Annotated in this window: 18 protein-coding genes; 12 read left to right on the forward strand and 6 right to left on the reverse strand. The window is 65.5% G+C overall.

All coding sequences use genetic code 11. The features are described from left to right. On the reverse strand, window positions 1-227 hold a 227-nt coding region (locus QQL28_RS40335), incomplete at its 3' end, for a hypothetical protein (protein WP_284274706.1). Here QQL28_RS40335 and QQL28_RS40340 point away from each other — a divergent pair. Continuing rightward, window positions 157-771, forward strand: a complete 615-nt coding sequence (locus QQL28_RS40340; protein WP_284274698.1) for an adenylate/guanylate cyclase domain-containing protein — start codon at window positions 157-159, stop codon at window positions 769-771. The two genes, QQL28_RS40335 and QQL28_RS40340, sit on opposite strands and share 71 nt — an antisense overlap. Before the next feature lie 105 nt (window positions 772-876). On the opposite strand, the gene QQL28_RS40345 is transcribed toward QQL28_RS40340, so the two are convergent. Together QQL28_RS40345 and QQL28_RS40350 are read right to left on the reverse strand one after the other, a co-directional pair. After that, a complete protein-coding gene (locus QQL28_RS40345) occupies window positions 877-1,032 on the reverse strand; it encodes a hypothetical protein (RefSeq protein ID WP_284274646.1) in 156 nt (51 codons plus the stop codon). Window positions 1,033-1,186: 154 nt separating this feature from the next. Continuing rightward, the gene (locus QQL28_RS40350; RefSeq protein ID WP_284274647.1) at window positions 1,187-1,390 is read right to left on the reverse strand and encodes a hypothetical protein; all 204 of its coding nucleotides are present in this window, start codon (window positions 1,388-1,390) and stop codon (window positions 1,187-1,189) included. Between the two features lie 236 nt (window positions 1,391-1,626). Here QQL28_RS40350 and QQL28_RS40355 point away from each other — a divergent pair, with 236 nt between their 5' ends. Beyond that, on the forward strand, window positions 1,627-1,839 hold the full coding sequence (locus QQL28_RS40355; RefSeq protein WP_284274648.1) for a hypothetical protein: 213 nt from the start codon (window positions 1,627-1,629) through the stop codon (window positions 1,837-1,839). A gap of 11 nt (window positions 1,840-1,850) precedes the next feature. On the opposite strand, the gene QQL28_RS40360 is transcribed toward QQL28_RS40355, so the two are convergent. Both QQL28_RS40360 and glk read right to left on the reverse strand, forming a co-directional pair. Further along, on the reverse strand, window positions 1,851-2,090 hold the full coding sequence (locus tag QQL28_RS40360) for a hypothetical protein (protein ID WP_284274649.1): 240 nt from the start codon (window positions 2,088-2,090) through the stop codon (window positions 1,851-1,853). A gap of 122 nt (window positions 2,091-2,212) precedes the next feature. After that, the gene (gene glk / locus QQL28_RS40365; protein ID WP_284274699.1) at window positions 2,213-3,190 is read right to left on the reverse strand and encodes a glucokinase; all 978 of its coding nucleotides are present in this window, start codon (window positions 3,188-3,190) and stop codon (window positions 2,213-2,215) included. 218 nt (window positions 3,191-3,408) lie between these two features. Here glk and pncA point away from each other — a divergent pair, with 218 nt between their 5' ends. From pncA to QQL28_RS40415, 10 genes are all read left to right on the forward strand, one after another. Beyond that, window positions 3,409-4,035, forward strand: a complete 627-nt coding sequence (gene pncA, locus QQL28_RS40370; protein WP_284274650.1) for a bifunctional nicotinamidase/pyrazinamidase — start codon at window positions 3,409-3,411, stop codon at window positions 4,033-4,035. A gap of 1 nt (window position 4,036) precedes the next feature. Next, window positions 4,037-5,161, forward strand: coding sequence for an alpha/beta fold hydrolase (locus QQL28_RS40375; protein WP_284274651.1), 1,125 nt, complete (start codon window positions 4,037-4,039; stop codon window positions 5,159-5,161). A 106-nt stretch (window positions 5,162-5,267) separates the two neighbouring features. Further along, window positions 5,268-7,301 (forward strand): NAD(+) synthase, encoded by a 2,034-nt coding sequence (locus tag QQL28_RS40380; protein WP_284274652.1) that lies wholly within the window; start codon window positions 5,268-5,270, stop codon window positions 7,299-7,301. Between the two features lie 30 nt (window positions 7,302-7,331). Further along, window positions 7,332-7,718 carry a GrlR family regulatory protein gene (locus QQL28_RS40385; protein WP_284274653.1) on the forward strand — a complete coding sequence of 129 codons (387 nt, stop codon included), beginning with the start codon at window positions 7,332-7,334 and terminating at the stop codon, window positions 7,716-7,718. Window positions 7,719-8,086: 368 nt separating this feature from the next. Further along, window positions 8,087-8,908, forward strand: a complete 822-nt coding sequence (locus tag QQL28_RS40390) for a sugar phosphate isomerase/epimerase family protein (RefSeq protein WP_284274654.1) — start codon at window positions 8,087-8,089, stop codon at window positions 8,906-8,908. Between the two features lie 30 nt (window positions 8,909-8,938). Then, window positions 8,939-10,576 (forward strand): ABC transporter substrate-binding protein, encoded by a 1,638-nt coding sequence (locus tag QQL28_RS40395; RefSeq protein WP_284274655.1) that lies wholly within the window; start codon window positions 8,939-8,941, stop codon window positions 10,574-10,576. Window positions 10,577-10,579: 3 nt separating this feature from the next. Beyond that, window positions 10,580-11,563, forward strand: a complete 984-nt coding sequence (locus tag QQL28_RS40400; RefSeq protein ID WP_284274656.1) for an ABC transporter ATP-binding protein — start codon at window positions 10,580-10,582, stop codon at window positions 11,561-11,563. Further along, the gene (locus QQL28_RS40405; RefSeq protein ID WP_284274657.1) at window positions 11,560-12,552 is read left to right on the forward strand and encodes an ABC transporter ATP-binding protein; all 993 of its coding nucleotides are present in this window, start codon (window positions 11,560-11,562) and stop codon (window positions 12,550-12,552) included. The genes QQL28_RS40400 and QQL28_RS40405 overlap by 4 nt, the downstream gene beginning before the upstream one ends. Next, window positions 12,552-13,481 carry an ABC transporter permease gene (locus QQL28_RS40410; RefSeq protein WP_284274658.1) on the forward strand — a complete coding sequence of 310 codons (930 nt, stop codon included), beginning with the start codon at window positions 12,552-12,554 and terminating at the stop codon, window positions 13,479-13,481. The genes QQL28_RS40405 and QQL28_RS40410 overlap by 1 nt, the downstream gene beginning before the upstream one ends. After that, window positions 13,478-14,338 (forward strand): ABC transporter permease, encoded by an 861-nt coding sequence (locus QQL28_RS40415; protein ID WP_284274659.1) that lies wholly within the window; start codon window positions 13,478-13,480, stop codon window positions 14,336-14,338. Before QQL28_RS40410 ends, QQL28_RS40415 begins: the two co-directional genes overlap by 4 nt. A gap of 57 nt (window positions 14,339-14,395) precedes the next feature. Here the strand turns inward: QQL28_RS40415 and QQL28_RS40420 are convergent, their stop codons facing one another. Continuing rightward, on the reverse strand, window positions 14,396-15,769 hold the full coding sequence (locus QQL28_RS40420; RefSeq protein WP_284274700.1) for a SagB/ThcOx family dehydrogenase: 1,374 nt from the start codon (window positions 15,767-15,769) through the stop codon (window positions 14,396-14,398). Between the last annotated feature and the right edge of the window lie 35 nt (window positions 15,770-15,804).

Raw genomic sequence — 15,804 nt, forward strand, 5'->3', positions numbered from 1 at the left:
CCTTTAACGATCGGGTGCCTCACCTGCGCGCGATCAGATTGGAAACGCTGCGCGGCATCAGATTGGAATACCTGCGCGCGATCATTGGAATCCGCAATCCCGCTGCGCGGGCCGTTATCGGCACCGTTCCGTCTGTTCGGCATCAAGCCAAGCCGGATGAATCCGAACACCTGCACCATTTGCGAGATGGCGTTTTCGCAGGTGATGAAGGCGCGCTCAGTCACCATAGAGGCCACGGTCATGTTCGCGGATCTGCGCGGCTATACGGCGCTCACGCAAAGCCTCGAGCCGGCCGCGCTGACTGCGCTGCTCGATGCCTTCTACGACGACTGCGCCGCAGCGATCTGGCGCTATGACGGCCTGTTGAACAAGACGATCGGCGACGCGGTGTTCGCGATCTTCAATTTCCCGGTGCGGCAGACGGACCACGCGGTTCAGGCGCTGCTTGCCGCGCGGGATATCCAGGAGCGGTTTGCCCGCAGGCGCGACGAGCTGTTGCGCTTGATCGGGAGTGGCGCGCTCGAGGTCGGCATCGGGATCGGCATCGACAGCGGGGAAACCAATTTTGGCGAGTTCGGCCAGACCCATCGCGACCTGACCGCGGTCGGAACCGTGGTCAACCGCGCCGCACGCGCCCAGGCCGCGGCTCGCTCGGGCGAGATCCTGGTGACGTCGGCGGTGCGTGACCGAGCCGGCGACCTGGTCGCGGGAGAGGGCGCCGAGCATAAGCTGAAGGGATTTCAACAACCGGTCATGCTGTTCGCAGGCTGACGGTTCGCCCCGCCGCAAACAAAAATGGCCGCCTGGGAGCAGCCATTCGAGAGATGATTTGCGATGCAAGTCTTCTAGTGAACGTTTCTAATCAAGGTGTGTCGCTCACATCCAGCCGGCGCTGAGGTCGATGCCGCGCGCCATCAGGCCGAACGAGGCAAGCAGACCAGCGCAGCAGAACAGCAGGATGGTCTTGAAGGAACTGTCGATCGAACGAATTTTGATGCCGGCCGGCGCCGAGGCGAGTGAAAGCATGCTCATGTCATTTCCCCCTGTTTGACCCTGAATTGCATCAGGCAGGGGACATCTCTAGCGCAGAAAGTTTGATACGGGATTGCCAGGCATCCTTAACGGAATCGCAATCGGTACCCGACTCCGCGGCGGCGGCGATCAAGCAGGGCCGACGTCCCGGCGATCAGTTGCGGCCCGTTCCCAGCACCTTGGCGATGGTTTGCGCCGTCATCGCCGCCCGGTCGGAGGCACGCTGCGCGGCCAGCCGATCCCTGGCCTTTTCCGCGATCAATAGATCGATGAGCGCCAATCGCCTGTCCTCATCCACCGCCTCGGTCAGCAACCGGTGATAGCGATGGTAGTCAAACCCGATATCCTGCTTACGCATGCCACGCCCCGCCCCGTACCGCACACACACGCATCACGGGCGAATTGTTTCTCAAGCGACGGCAGCGGGCAAGCAGGAACTCGCGTTCGGTGACGTGAATCGATGCAATCAGCTGTGGATTGCGCCGCGCGGCTTGCGCGAGATCAACAGCAAAACGCGCATCCGCTGTGAATGAGGTCACAGTGCTCTCGCCAGCCCGGGCCTATAGCTAAGCGGCAGGGCATTGGAACACGAGAATGCAAGACGAATTCGATTTCATTTCGATCATCGTCGCCGTCTGGGTGGCCGGCTATGTCGCCATGATGCTGGACTACCTCGCCCAGGCCGAGCTTGGCTGGTCGCTCGCGCAATTGCGCGGATGGGCGTGTCTGACGGCTGTTCTGATCGCACTCGTGACACTTGCCGGCACGCTCGGCCGCAAGCGCGGCGAGCTTGGCAAGCGTCGCTAGCAGACGGCGGGCTATCTGCTCGCGTCCGCTGCATCCATGCATTTCAACACGAAGGCGGCGCGGTCGCGCAGCACGATCTTGGCCTGCTCCGCCTTGAGGCCGCAGGCGCGCTGTTTCAACTGCTCGGCGCGGCGATGCTCCGCCGCGTCGCGGTACTCCGGCGCAACCATGGCTGGATCGACCAGTTTTTGCGCAAAGACGGGGGTCATCAAAACAAACGAAATCGCAATGATCCGGATCAGGTGAATCACAAAAAGCCTCCCCGAGCCCAACCCGCTGATCCTAGCATGGCGCGACGGCACGCAGTGAGGCGTTTCACTATTGGGTGCCACCATATCGGCGCTCGGCCGGGGGCTCGCCGCAGGAGGTGGAGTCAGGTCGTGCTGTGATCGCAAAAGGCCTTCAGGCCTGCAAAGCTTGCGTCCGGCTTGACGATGATGCTGGTCGGAATCGGATGCAGGTAATCCCGGAAGCGTCCCTTGGCTTCAAAGCGCTCGCGGAACGCGGAGGCGGCGAGGAATTTCGGGAAGCGCGGGACGATGCCGCCAGCGACATAGACGCCGCCGCGGGCACCGAAGGTCACGGCCAGATTGCCGGCGACCGAGCCGAGGATGGCGCAAAACATCTCGAGCACCGTGCGGCTGAGGTCGCAGCTTCCGTCGAGGGCGGCAGTGGTGATGGCGGCCGCGTCGCGTTGCGGGGCCTTGATGCCATCGACCTCGGCGACCGCCTCGTAGAGGTTTTGCAGCCCCGCACCGGACAGCGCGCCCAGCTCGATCTCGACATGGCCCATGCGCCGTCGCATCGCCGCGATGACGCGCTCCTCGCGCTCGGTCTCCGCCGGCAGGGTCGCGTGACCGGCTTCCGTGATCACGGCCACCCGGGCGCCGTGACGCTCGACGAGGCAGGAGACGCCAAAGCCCGTGCCGGGTCCGAGCACCAGCAATGGCTCGCCGGCCGCGCCGGTCTGGGTATCGAGCGGGAACAGGTCGGCAGGCTGCAGGGCCGGCAGCGCCCAGGCCAGCACCTCGAAATCGTTGAGTACCTGGACCGCGTCGAGGCCAAAAGCCCCCCGAAGCTCATTGCCATCGATGATCCAAGGGCTGTTGGTCAAGACACAGCGGTTGTTCACGACGGGTCCCGCGACGGCGAGCACGGCGGTGCCGACGCGCGCGCGACTGGCCTGCCGCGCCAGGAAGTCGGCCATGGCGTCGCGAACGGTGGGGAAGTCGGCGACCCGCGCATAGGTGACCGGCCCGATCCGGCCGTCCTCCTCCATCAGCGCGAACCGCGAATTGGTGCCGCCGATGTCGGCGAGCAATGCGCAACCTCTTGTCGTCCGACTGGTCATGTCCTCGTGGCCGCCGCGTCCACCGTCATGGGTGATCGCGGGAACCTTTGTCTCCATTGCTTCGCGGTCAGATTCGCATACCACCGCGGCTTGATGATGTCGTCAACGTCGATGCGGGCGAACCGTTGCGCCGGCAGCAATCCGCCCGCGACCACGGAGGCGGTTGCGAAGCGGCGCCGGAAGATCGACATTGGGGCCAGACCGGGTGGAGACCAGCGATGAAGATATCCGACCGGGACGTCCTGCTCGTGATCGACGTCCAGAACGACTTCTGCACCGGCGGGGCGCTGGCCGTCCCGGGCGGGGAGAGGGTGGTGCCTGCCATCAATCGTATCGCCCAAAAATTCGCCAACGTGGTGCTGACACAGGACTGGCATCCTGCCGACCACGTCTCGTTTGCCTCCAATCACCCCAACAAGCGGCCGTTCGAGGCGATCGACCTCGACTACGGGGTGCAGGTGCTGTGGCCGACCCATTGCGTGCAGGGCACGCCAGGTGCCGAATTCCATCCGGATCTCGACGTCCGCCGGCCGAGCCTCGTGGTGCGCAAGGGATTTCGCCGCGGCATCGATTCCTATTCGGCGCTGTTCGAGAACGACCACAGGACGCCGACCGGGCTGCTCGGCTATTTGCGCGAGCGTGAGTTGAAGACGGTGTTCGTCGCGGGCCTGGCGCTGGATTTTTGCATCCGCTTTTCGGCGGAGGATGCCCGCAAGGCGGGGCTCGAGGTCGCCGTAGTCGAGGATGCCTGCCGCGGCATCGATCTCGACGGATCGGTGGCCGCCACCCATCAAAGCTTCAAGGCGCTCGGCATTCCCGTGGTCAGCATCGAGGCGTTCTTCTGAGATGGCGCAAGGGACCAACAAGCCGCCGACGCAGACGGGATCCGGGACCAGTTCCGACGATCCGCTGCTGTGGCCGTTTGCAGCGGCCAAGCTCGCTATGGAAACCGCGTTCTGGTGGTTGGAGCGCTCTTCGCCCGAACCGCGCGAGACGGAACTGCCCTGGACCACGCCTAACAAGGTCGCGCTGGAACTTTCGACCATGCGCCTGCGCGACTGCACGAGGAAGCGCGCCGGCGCGCCGGCGCTGGTCTGCGCGCCCTATGCCCTGCATCGCGCGTTGATCGCCGATTTTGCGCCAGGGCACAGCGTCGTTGAATCTCTGCTTAAGGGTGGGGTTGATCGGGTCTATCTCACGGACTGGCGATCGGCGTCGCCGGAGATGCGTTATCTCTCGATCGATAGCTATCTCGGCGATCTCAACGTCGCGATCGATGAGATCGGCGCGCCGGCCGACCTCATCGGCCTCTGTCAGGGCGGCTGGCTTTCGCTGCTCTACGCCGCGCGCTTCCCGGACAAGGTGCGCCGCCTGGTGCTGGTCGGCGCCCCCGTCGACCTCGCGATCGAGTCCGCATTGTCCCGCCTTGCGCGCAATGCGCCGGAGCTGGTCTACGACCAGCTCGTGGCGCGCGGCGGCGGCAATGTCAGCGGCGAGGAGATGCTGCGCTTTTGGTCGAGGTCACTGAGTGCGGATGATATCGCGGTGGCGTTGCAAAGGAGCCTGTCGGAGGAGGGCGGTCCGGAGCTCCTGGAACGCTTCAATCGCTGGAATGAGGAGACCATGAATCTGCCGGGCGCTTATTATCTCCAGATCGTCAACTGGATTTTCCGCGAGAACCGGATCGCAGCGGGAGATTTCGTGGCGCTCGGCAGGCGGATAGATTTGAAGGATGTGAGAGCACCCATCTTCCTGCTCGCTGGGCTCGACGATGAGGTCGTGCCGGCGACGCAGGCATTGGCGACCGCCGATCTCGTGGGGACGTCGCCGGTATTCATCGCGGCGGCGTCGGAGCCGTCGGATCATCTCGGGCTGTTCATGGGAGCGCGGACCCATGCACATGCCTGGCCTCGCATCACCGAATGGCTGCGTTCCGATCTCGGCGGCGGCGTTCTCGCGCGGAGGGCGTGAGCGACAGGGCCGTTATGCATGATGGTGAATTGCGTGCATTGATCCGCGGCAATCGGCTAAGAATGGTTCGCAACAACGACGCCGCACGGTGAACAAAAGGTACGCAATGAGCTTTCACTCGATCTACGCCCACGGATTTGCGCGCGTGGCGGCCTGCGTCACCACCTCGCACGTGGCCGATCCCGCCGCCAATGCGACGGCCATCGTCGCGGCGGCGGGCGCCTGCCACGAGCAGTCGGTGGCGGTCGCCGTGTTCCCTGAACTGTGCCTGTCCGGCTATGCGATCGAAGACCTCGTGATGCAGGACCCGCTGCTCGATGCGGTCGAGCGCGGACTTGCTCCGATCGTCGAGGCGTCGTCTGCGCTGATGACCGTGCTGATCGTCGGCGCGCCGCTGCGCCATGGCGCGCGCGTCTACAATTGCGCGGCCGTCATCCATCGCGGCAGCATTCTGGGCGTCGTGCCCAAGACGTACCTTCCGACCTATCGCGAGTTCTACGAAGGCCGCCACTTTGCCTCCGGCGCCGGGATCGTCGGCGAGGAGATCACGGTCGGCGGCTTACGCGCGGCTTTCGGCGTCGATCTCCTGTTCGCGGCCGAGGACGTCACGGGCCTGACCATCGGGGTTGAGATCTGCGAGGACATGTGGATCCCGGTCACGCCGGCCTCTGAACTGGCGCTGGCGGGAGCGAGCGTGCTGATCAACCTCTCGGGCAGCCCGATCACGATTGGCCGCGCACGCTCGCGCGCGCTGTTCTGCCAATCGACCTCCGCGCGCTGCCTTGCCGCCTACGTCTATTCAGCCGCGGGCGCGGGCGAGTCGACGACCGACCTGGCCTGGGACGGCCAGACCTCGATCTACGAGAACGGCGTTCTGCTGGCCGAGGGCGAGCGCTTCCGGCAGGGCGGACAGATCACGACTGCCGACGTCGATCTCGACCTGCTGCGGCAGGAGCGTTCGCTGATGGGAACGTTCGACGACAACCGTCGTCAGCGCGAGGCAAGCTTCCGGAAGATCACATTCGCCCTGAAGCCGCCGGTTGCCGACATCGGATTCCTGCGCAAGGTCGAGCGCTTTCCATTCGTGCCGAGCGACGAGCATCTGCTCGAGCAGGACTGCTACGAGGCCTACAACATCCAGGTTGCCGGCCTCGTGCAGCGCATGCGCGCGACGGGGACAAAGCGCGTCGTGATCGGCGTGTCCGGTGGTCTCGATTCCACCCACGCTTTGATCGTCGCGGCCAAGGCGATCGACCTGCTCGGACTGCCGCGCGAAAATATCCTCGCCTACACCATGCCGGGCTTTGCCACCGGCAGCGAGAGCAAGACCAACGCGCTCGCGCTGATGAAGGCGTTGCAGACGAGCTGGCAGGAGCTCGACATCCGCACCACGGCGACGCAGATGCTGAAGGACATTGGTCATCCCTTCGGCAAGGGCGAGAAGGTCTACGACATCACCTTCGAGAACGTGCAGGCGGGCTTGCGCACCGATTACCTGTTCCGCCTCGCCAACCACCACGGCGGCATCGTCATCGGCACCGGCGATCTGTCGGAGCTCGCGCTCGGCTGGTGCACCTATGGCGTGGGCGACCAGATGGCGCACTACAACGTCAATGCCGGTGTCCCAAAAACGCTGATCCAGCATCTGATCCGCTGGGTGATCGCGTCGAAGCAGTTCACCGATGACGTCAATCGCACGCTTGCGTCGATCCTCGCTGCCGAAATCTCGCCCGAGCTCGTGCCGGTCAAGCCCGGCGAGAAGCCGCAGAGCACCGAGGCCGCGATCGGGCCCTATGAGCTCCAGGATTTCAACCTGTACTACACCTTGCGCTACGGGTTCCGCCCGTCCAAGATCGCGTTCCTGTCGCTGCATGCGTGGAAGGATGTTGCCGGGGGCGAGTGGCCGCCGGCGTTCCAGAACGATCGGCGCAGGGCTTATGCGCTCGCCGACATCCGCCACTGGCTCGAAGTGTTCCTGCGGCGGTTCTTCGCTTTCAGCCAGTTCAAGCGCTCGGCGATGCCAAATGGTCCAAAGGTCTCGGCCGGCGGCTCGCTCTCGCCGCGCGGCGATTGGCGCGCGCCGTCCGATTCCAGCGCCGCCGCCTGGCTCGACGATCTCGCGCGCAACGTGCCGAAATAATGGAGACAGGCGAAAGAAGGGGATAGGCTGATGGCGGCCAAGGCAGGGCCGGAAACGGCCGATGATCACACCGGGGTCGTCAACGGCCTCTATTTGTTCGAGATCGAGATGCGCGACGGCAGGCGCGGCCAGGCCAAGGGCGTCGCCGTGCTCTGCGACGGCAGGATCATGGGTGGCGACAGCTATTTCTACTACACCGGCCACTACACCTTCCGGAACGGCAAGTGGCGCGGCGAGATGACGGTCAATCAGCACACCGAGGCGGTCGGCAAGTCGCTGGCGTTCGCCGGCAGGGAGGTCACCTGCGGTTTCTCCGGCGGCTATTCCGCCGGCGGCGCCGAGGTCGAAGGCATGGCGCTGGTGGGCAAGACCAGCGTGACCTTCACGGCGCGGTTGACGCTGAAAGAGGCGATGTAGGTGCGGCGGCGTATCGCCGCATGTAACCTGATCCGCCTGTGATCTGAAGAGAGCACGAGGTCCGGAGTGCCTAGGAGTCCGGACCTCGTGACTTCATCCCCCGCCCCATGAGGCCCCCGCCCATGTGACGCGGCCAGGAAAGTGTGATGCGCGTTGGCCGTCGGTCGCGCGGGGATACGCGAAATCCGATCGCGTTGCTATCCGCGTCATTACGGGCGTGAACGTCTGTCTTGGTGCGACGCGTGCGTGGGCCGACCCGGGCGATGTCCACATCTGCTGGACGTCGGAAACCTGCCTTTCACTGGCCTGTCACCGAACTGCGTTAGCGCTGCCCCTGTCATCACGCGATGGCCAAGGGAGTTCAAGACATGTCCGCTGTGCTGCCTGTTCTGGGCGCTGCTCTGTCCATCAGATCGATCCCCGCGCACCGCGACTGGCTCCTCGAACGCCAACGCGATCTCGAGATCCAGGACTTCTTCCGCGCTGACCTGCTCGACAGTGACTGGCGCACAACGGCGAGCGAGATCAAGCAGATGCTCGCGGGCCACACCGGTCGGCTCGGCATCCACGGCCCGTTCTGGGGTTTCAAGATCGACAGCCACGACCCGATGATCCGTCAGGCGGTCACGAAGCGGCTGCTGCAGGGCCTGGACGCAGCCGACTTCCTTGGGGCGACGCAGATGGTGATCCATTCGCCGTTCACGACCTGGGACCACAACAATCTCGATCTCTATCCCGAGAGCCGCGGCACGCTCGTTGAGCGGGTCCGGGCGACGCTCGCCGAAGTGATCGCGCGGGCCGAAACCATCGGCTGTGAGGTCGTCATCGAGAACATCGAGGACAAGGATCCCCGTGATCGCGTGCGCCTTGCGAAAGCGCTCGAGAGCCCGAAAGTGCGCGTCTCGCTCGACACTGGTCATGCCAACTACGCGCATGTCTCAACAGGCGCGCCGCCGGTCGACTACTACGTCGATGCGGCCGGCGACATGCTGACGCATGTGCATCTCCAGGACACCGACGGCTTTGCCGACCGCCATTGGGCGCCGGGCGAGGGCAACATCCGCTGGACCGCCGTGTTCCGTGCGCTGGGACGGCTCACTTCCAATCCGCGGCTGATCCTCGAATTGCGCAATCACGATCATGTGCGCGCAGGCGCGGCATATCTCAAGTCGCTCGGTCTCGCTGAATAGCCAACACCAATAAGGGCAGGGGTCATCGTCATGAGCAAGCTCACCCGTCGCACCATCCTGAAGTCCGGCGCCGGCGCGGCAGGCGCGCTGATCCTGCCGCGTTTTGCGATCGCGCAGGGCGATAACCGTCCCGCGGTGACGATCGCGGTTCAGAAGGTGACGAATGCGAACGTGCTCGACGTGCTGCGCGAGCAGTCGAACGTCGGCGAGCGCGTGTTCTTCTCGTCGATCTGGGAAGGCCTGATCTCGAAGAATTGGCGCGGCAATCTCGAGGCCGTGCCGGGGCTTGCGACCGAATGGCACCGCATCGACGACCAGACCGTCGAGGTGAAGCTGCGCCAGGGCGTCAAGTTCCACAATGGCGACGAGCTGACCTCGGAAGACGTCGTCTTCACCTTCAGCCGCGAGCGCATGTTCGGTGAGACCGAGGCGAAGAGCCGCAGCACCATCCAGGCGTTCGAAAAAATCCCGACGCCGCGGCCGGGCAAGGAATTGCCGCCGGACGTGCCGGCCGTCGCGCGCCGCATCTGGCCCGACCTCGTCCGCGTCGACGCCGTCGACAAGTACACGGTGCGCTTCTACAACGCGACGCCCGACGTCACGATCGAAGGCCGGCTGCAGCGCTACGGCTCCGACATCATGAACCGCCGCGCCTGGGACGAGTCCGCGAGCTACCTGGATTGGGCGCGCAAGCCGATCACAACCGGACCCTACAGGGTCGTCGAGCTCAAGCCGGACGTCTCGCTGACGCTTGAGGCCCATGACGAATATTGGGGCGGCCGCCCGCCGCTCAAGCGAATCCGCTTCTTGGAGGTGCCCGAAGTCGCGAGCCGCATCAACGGGCTGCTCTCGGGCGAATACCAGTTCGCCTGCGACATTCCGCCGGACCAGATCGCCGGCATCGAGAAGAACGCCGCGTTCGAGGTGCAGGGCGGCACCATCCTCAATCACCGCCTGACCGTGTTCGACAAGAACCACGCCCAGCTCGCCAATCCGCTGGTGCGGCGCGCGTTCACCCATGCGATCGATCGGCAGGCGATCGTGGACAGCCTGTGGGCTGGCCGCACCCGAGTGCCGAAGGGGCTGCAATGGGAGTTCTACGGCGACATGTTCAACGCCGACTGGAGCGTGCCGGCCTACGATCCGAAGCTCGCGCAGGATCTGTTGAAGCAAGCCAATTACAAGGGCGACCCGATTCCCTACCGCCTGCTGAACAATTACTACACCAACCAGGTCGCGACCGCGCAGATCCTGGTCGAGATGTGGAAGCAGGTTGGTCTCAACGTGCAGATCGAGACGAAGGAAAACTGGTCGCAGATCATGGAGCGCGGCGACACCCGCGCGGTGCGTGACTGGTCGAACTCGGCCGCCTTCAACGACCCCGTCTCGTCGATGGTTGCCCAGCACGGTCCGAACGGCCAGCAGCAGCAGATCGGCGAATGGACCAATGCGGAGCTGAACAAGCTCTCCGAGTTCCTGGAGACCTCGACCGATCGCGAGGCGCGCAAGAAAGCATTCCGCCGCATGCTGGAGATCGCCGAGCGGGAAGATCCCGCCTACACGGTCTTGCATCAGAACGCGACCTTCACCGCCAAGCCCAAGTCGATCAGGTGGAAGGCCGCGCCCGCGTTCGCGATGGACTTCCGTGCCGGCAATTTCGAGGCGTAAGCGGTGTCGCCGCTGGTCAGCATCGAGGGCCTCAGCGTTGCCTTCAACGGCGTGCCGGTGCTGCACGGCGTCGATCTCTCCTTGCGGAAAGGCGAGGCCATCGGCCTCGTCGGCGAATCCGGATCAGGCAAGTCGGTGACCTGGCTGGCCGCGCTCGGGCTATTGCCGCGCCACGCGCGCGTCTCGGGCTCGGTGCGGCTGGACGGGCGTGAGATCCTCAGCGCGCCCGCCGCGACGCTCGATCAGGTGCGGGGCGGCCGTGTCGCCATGATCTTCCAGGATCCCGCGAGCGCGCTCAATCCGGTGCTGACCATTCGCAAGCAACTTTGCGAGGCCCTGGCGCTGCACCGCGATCTCTCGGGCGACGCGCTGAAGGTTGAAGCGCGGCGGTTGCTCGATCTCGTCGGCATTCCCGATGCGGCGCGGCGGCTCTCGGCCTATCCGCATGAATTCTCCGGCGGGCAGGTCCAGCGCATCATGATCGCGATGGCGCTCGCGGGAAACCCCGATCTGCTCGTTGCGGATGAGCCGACCACTGCGCTTGACGCGACCATCCAGGCACAGATCCTCGATCTGTTGTCACAGATCCGTCGCGAGATGGGCATGGCGATGGTGCTGATCAGCCACGACCTCGGCGTCGTCGCGGAAAACTGCGACCGTGTCGCGGTGATGTATGCCGGCCGCATCGTCGAGGAGGCGCCGGCGACGGCCTTGTTCGACGATCCCTGGCACCCCTATGCGCAAGGCCTGATCGGCGCGCTGCCGCCGCTGGACGGACCGCGTCGCCGGCTGACCGCCATTCCGGGGACCGTTCCCGATCCTTCAAAGATGCCCGCAGGATGCGCGTTCGCGCCGCGTTGTACCGTGGCGAGCGAACAGTGCGGTGTGGGGGCACCCAGCCTTGCGCCGCTCGGCGACGCGCGCGCCGTCGCCTGCATCCGCGCCGAGGCCTCGCGGCGCGCGCTGCTCGGGATCGCTGCGGAATGAGCGCGCCGCTCGTCGAGGTCTCCGCGATCTCGCGCACCTACACGATGCGCTCAGGTATGTTCGGGCGGAGTACGGCGGTTCACGCCGTTGACGGCGTGTCATTCTCGATCCGTAAAGGCGAGACCCTCGGCCTCGTCGGCGAGTCCGGCTCCGGCAAGTCGACGACGGGACGCATCGTGCTCGGGCTCGAGCCGCCTGACGCCGGCGAGGTGCGGTTCGACGGTGAGCCGATGGCCGCGCCGGGAACACGAGAATGGCGCGCTCAGCGTGCGCGCATGCAGATGATCTTCCAGGATCCGCTCGGAGCGCTCGACCGCCGGCTGGTCGTTGCCGAGCAAGTCCGCGAACCGCTGGATATCCATGGCCTCGGCACCAGGGCCGAGCGCGAGGTGCGCGTGCAGGAGCTGCTCAGGTCAGTCGAGCTCAGCGCGCAGCACGGCCGGCGCTATCCGGGCGCGCTCTCCGGCGGGCAGCGCCAGCGCATCGTGCTGGCGCGAGCGCTCGCCACGAAACCTGATTTCCTGGTCTGCGACGAGCCGGTCAGCGCGCTCGACGTCTCGATTCAGGCGCAGGTGGTCAACCTGCTTGCCGACCTCCAGGCGCAGCTCGGGTTGACCATGCTGTTCATCAGCCACGATCTGCGCGTCGTCAGGCAGATCAGCAATATCGTCGCCGTGATGTATCTCGGCCGCATTGTCGAAACCGGCAGCGCCGACGATCTCTTCGCGCGTCCGCAACACCCGTACACGCAGGCGCTGGTCTCGGCCTCGCCGGCGCCCGGCCGTCGCAGCGCGGGCCGCATCGTGCTGTCGGGCGATCCGCCGAATCCGGCCGCGCGTCCCTCCGGCTGCGCCTTCCATCCGCGCTGCCCGCTCGCCATCGCGCGCTGTGTGACCGAGCTGCCGGCGCTGGCCTCCGTGGCGAGCGACCGCCAGGTCGCCTGCCATCTCGTGACCGGACCAGAGGCCCAGAGTCGGGATGCGGCGTGATGGGACGCTATTTCGCCATCCGCATCGCGCGCGCGCTGCTCACGATCATCCTCGTCGTCACCTTCGCCTTCGTCGTGCTGCGCCTCTCCGGCGATCCCTCGTTGATGATCCTGGGGCCGGAAGCACCCCCGGAGGTCCTTGCCGCCTTCCGCAAGGCTTGGGGCCTCGATGATCCCATCTGGATGCAGTACGTCGATTATTTCGGCGCCATCGCCAAAGGCGAGCTCGGCCGCTCCATGCGCGACGGCAGGCCCGCGATCCAGCTCGTGCTGGAGCGGATCCCCGCGACACTGGCGCTGACGCTGCCGGCCTTTGCCTTCAAGGTCGCGCTCGGGATTCCCGCCGGCATCTACGCTGCGCTCAATCGCGGCTCGGCCATCGATCGCGCGGTGATGATCACGGCGGTGGCGGGCTTCACGGTGCCGAGCTTCGTGCTGGCGCTGCTGCTCGTCCTGGTCTTTGCGGTGCAGCTCGGCTGGCTGCCTTCAGGCGGGCAGGAGGGCTGGCGCCACGCGATCCTGCCGATCGCAACCCTCGGCCTTGGCGGCGCCGCGGTGCTGGCGCGCTTCACCCGTAGCGCGATGCTGGAGGTGCTGGGCCAGCCCTATATCCGGACCGCCTCTGCCAAGGGCGTGCCATGGCGCAAGGTCGTGACCTCGCACGCCTTGCCGAACGCGGCGATCCCGACAGTGACGGTTCTGGGCTTCATGGTGGGCACGCTGATCGCGGGCGCCGTCGTGGTCGAGAGCGTGTTTGCCTGGCCGGGAGTAGGGCGGCTGCTCGTCGTTGCCGTGGCCAACCGCGACCTCGCCGTCGTGCAATGCATCCTGCTCCTGGTCGCGCTGACCATGGTCACGTCCAACCTGATCGTCGACTTCCTCTACGGGTTCCTCGATCCGCGCCTGCGCGCCAAGGGAGCGCATGCATGACCGATGCAACGCTGAAGGATACGGCCGTCCGCCGCCGGATCAACCGTCCCGCGATCCCGGTCTCGGTCGCCCTCGCCGTCACCTGGATCGCCGCGATGCTGGTGATCGCGGCCCTTGCCGACAAGATCGCGCCCTACGGCTTCACCCAGCTGGACCTGCGCAACCGGCTCGCCGCGCCCGGCAATGTCGCGCACTGGCTCGGCACGGATGAACTGGGGCGCGACGTGCTGTCGCGGCTCCTGGTTTCGATCCGCATCTCGCTCCTGATCGCCTTCGGCGCGACCGCGATCTCGGCCGTCGCCGGCACCATGCTCGGCTTCCTCGCTGCGCATTTCCGCGGGCTCGTCGAGCAAATCGTCCTGATGCTATCCGACTTCCAGGCCAGCATGCCCTTCCTGATCATGGCGCTCGCGGTGCTCGCCTTCTTCGGCAATTCGCTGCCGCTGCTCATCGGCCTGATGGGCCTGTTCGGCTGGGAGCGCTACGCCCGCATCGCGCGGGGGCTCGCGATCTCCGCCAATGCGCAGGGTTACGCGGCCGCGGTCCGGCAGCTCGGCGCGACACCGTCGCGGATCTATCTCAGGCATATCCTGCCCAATATCGCCTCGACCCTGATCGTCTCGACCACGCTGGTCTTTCCCGAGGTGATCCTGCTGGAATCCGGCCTGTCCTTCCTTGGGCTGGGCGTGCAGCCGCCGATGACCAGCCTCGGCAACATGGTCGGCTACGGCCGCGAATACCTGACCCGGGCGGCCTGGATCATGCTGGCGCCGGCCACAACGATTGTCGTGACCACGCTGGCGGTCTCCATCATCGGGGACTGGCTGCGTGACAAGCTCGATCCGACGCTGCAATAGCACGACTGGCTGGACGCGTACGTCGATTTGCGCGTCGGACCCTGATGGGGCGAGATTCTAGCTCGGGACCTCCAGCTTCTTGCCGCGCCCGAGCGCGAATTGACCGACCGGGCCCTCTATATGGAATTCCAGCGCCGTCATTTTCGCGAACAGGTCGATGTTGATGCTACCGATGGCGCAGCCGCCGAGGCCCATGTCGGTCGCCGCCAGGTAGAACGTCTGGATCATGCAGCCGACATCCTTCAGGATCAACGAATACGCGATTGAGCTGTATTTCCAGGAGATCCGCCCGAAGCGCGCGGCGATCGTGATCAGGATTTGCGGCTGACCGGGCGCGTCCATGGCGAACTGGGCCGCCACCGACTGCGCCTGGAGTTGTTGGGCGGAGGCGGTGATCGCCACCAGCGCGTGGCTCCCTGCGTCGTAGTGGTAGAGTCCGCGCGCAAGCCCTTCGCAGTTCGAGACCGTCAGGTACAATTCCAACTCGTACGCGCTGCCGGCCGACGGATACGGCCTAGTGCCGTAGGTGACCTCAGGACCGCCATCAAAATACGGGCCGCCCTTCCATTCGGACATGACGCGTGCCGTGGTGTCGAGAAACTGCGCGAGTTCGCCGAGCGTCACGGGATGCTTGTCGTCGAAATCCCGTGTTGAATGGCGTTCGCGCAACAGCGTCGCGAAGGGGGAGCTTGGCTCCGCGGAGAATTTGCGCAGGTCGATCCTGCTGCCGGGCCAGGACGGGCGCACTGCGGGCGGCGGCGGAACTGCGTCCGCATAGGTGAAGGTGGCGCCGACCGGGTTGGCTTGCCGGCCCTCCGTGCTCCGCGTGTGAAACACCAGATCATGGAAATCCCAGAGAACGAGATTGCCGTCGCCTTCATTCACCCGCAGGCCTTGGCCGCCTTTCGCATCGAGCTTGAGCAGGATCTGGCTGTCCAGCAACAGTTCGAACAGATAGAGGTTGAAGGTGGCTCCCTGCCGGTTGAGCTCGCTGATCTTCTGAGGCTGTGACAGCGCAGCGAGGGTGGCGGCGATGGCGGGATGGCCAATCCGGAACAGCGCGCCGGCCCGCGGTGATTCCAGCACCATCTCATTGCCGCGCCGGCGCAGATGGGCAAAACGCGACAACACAACGGTGTCACGGCTGCTCAGCTTCGCCCGTCGCGGCCAGTATTCGGGGACCTGGGGCTCGATGACCACGAGGTCCTGCTCCTCACGCGAGGAGGCGAGGCGGTATTCGAGAAGCCCGTGCCGGGCCAACCGATGCACCAGGGCGTCGACTTCCCTGGCGAGGAGGCTCTTGCCTGTAAAGGACGCGAGCGGAAGGCCGGTGCTCAGATTTCGCGCCCGGTCCATCGCGGCCCCGCTGAATTGTCCGAGGCTGACGGAATAGTCGCCCAGCGAGGCGGTGATGTTGCCGTCCGCCTGCATCTGGAGGGAGAAACGGTGGCTCAATCGGGCTGCGA

It is taken from the genome of Bradyrhizobium iriomotense (genome assembly GCF_030160715.1).
GTDB classification, from domain to species: domain Bacteria; phylum Pseudomonadota; class Alphaproteobacteria; order Rhizobiales; family Xanthobacteraceae; genus Bradyrhizobium; species Bradyrhizobium iriomotense.

Bases quoted from the DNA above. Each gene is read 5' to 3' on its own strand.
- QQL28_RS40340 (WP_284274698.1), top strand. From the start codon at position 157: ATGAATCCGAACACCTGCACCATTTGCGAGATGGCGTTTTCGCAGGTG.
- QQL28_RS40355 (WP_284274648.1), top strand. From the start codon at position 1,627: ATGCAAGACGAATTCGATTTCATTTCGATCATCGTCGCCGTCTGGGTG.
- QQL28_RS40410 (WP_284274658.1), top strand. From the start codon at position 12,552: ATGGGACGCTATTTCGCCATCCGCATCGCGCGCGCGCTGCTCACGATC.
- QQL28_RS40415 (WP_284274659.1), top strand. From the start codon at position 13,478: ATGACCGATGCAACGCTGAAGGATACGGCCGTCCGCCGCCGGATCAAC.
- QQL28_RS40385 (WP_284274653.1), top strand. From the start codon at position 7,332: ATGGCGGCCAAGGCAGGGCCGGAAACGGCCGATGATCACACCGGGGTC.
- QQL28_RS40420 (WP_284274700.1), bottom strand. From the start codon at position 15,769: ATGCAGGCGGACGGCAACATCACCGCCTCGCTGGGCGACTATTCCGTC.
- QQL28_RS40375 (WP_284274651.1), top strand. From the start codon at position 4,037: ATGGCGCAAGGGACCAACAAGCCGCCGACGCAGACGGGATCCGGGACC.
- QQL28_RS40390 (WP_284274654.1), top strand. From the start codon at position 8,087: ATGTCCGCTGTGCTGCCTGTTCTGGGCGCTGCTCTGTCCATCAGATCG.
- pncA (WP_284274650.1), top strand. From the start codon at position 3,409: ATGAAGATATCCGACCGGGACGTCCTGCTCGTGATCGACGTCCAGAAC.
- QQL28_RS40350 (WP_284274647.1), bottom strand. From the start codon at position 1,390: ATGCGTAAGCAGGATATCGGGTTTGACTACCATCGCTATCACCGGTTG.
- QQL28_RS40395 (WP_284274655.1), top strand. From the start codon at position 8,939: ATGAGCAAGCTCACCCGTCGCACCATCCTGAAGTCCGGCGCCGGCGCG.
- QQL28_RS40345 (WP_284274646.1), bottom strand. From the start codon at position 1,032: ATGAGCATGCTTTCACTCGCCTCGGCGCCGGCCGGCATCAAAATTCGT.
- QQL28_RS40405 (WP_284274657.1), top strand. From the start codon at position 11,560: ATGAGCGCGCCGCTCGTCGAGGTCTCCGCGATCTCGCGCACCTACACG.
- glk (WP_284274699.1), bottom strand. From the start codon at position 3,190: ATGACCAGTCGGACGACAAGAGGTTGCGCATTGCTCGCCGACATCGGC.
- QQL28_RS40380 (WP_284274652.1), top strand. From the start codon at position 5,268: ATGAGCTTTCACTCGATCTACGCCCACGGATTTGCGCGCGTGGCGGCC.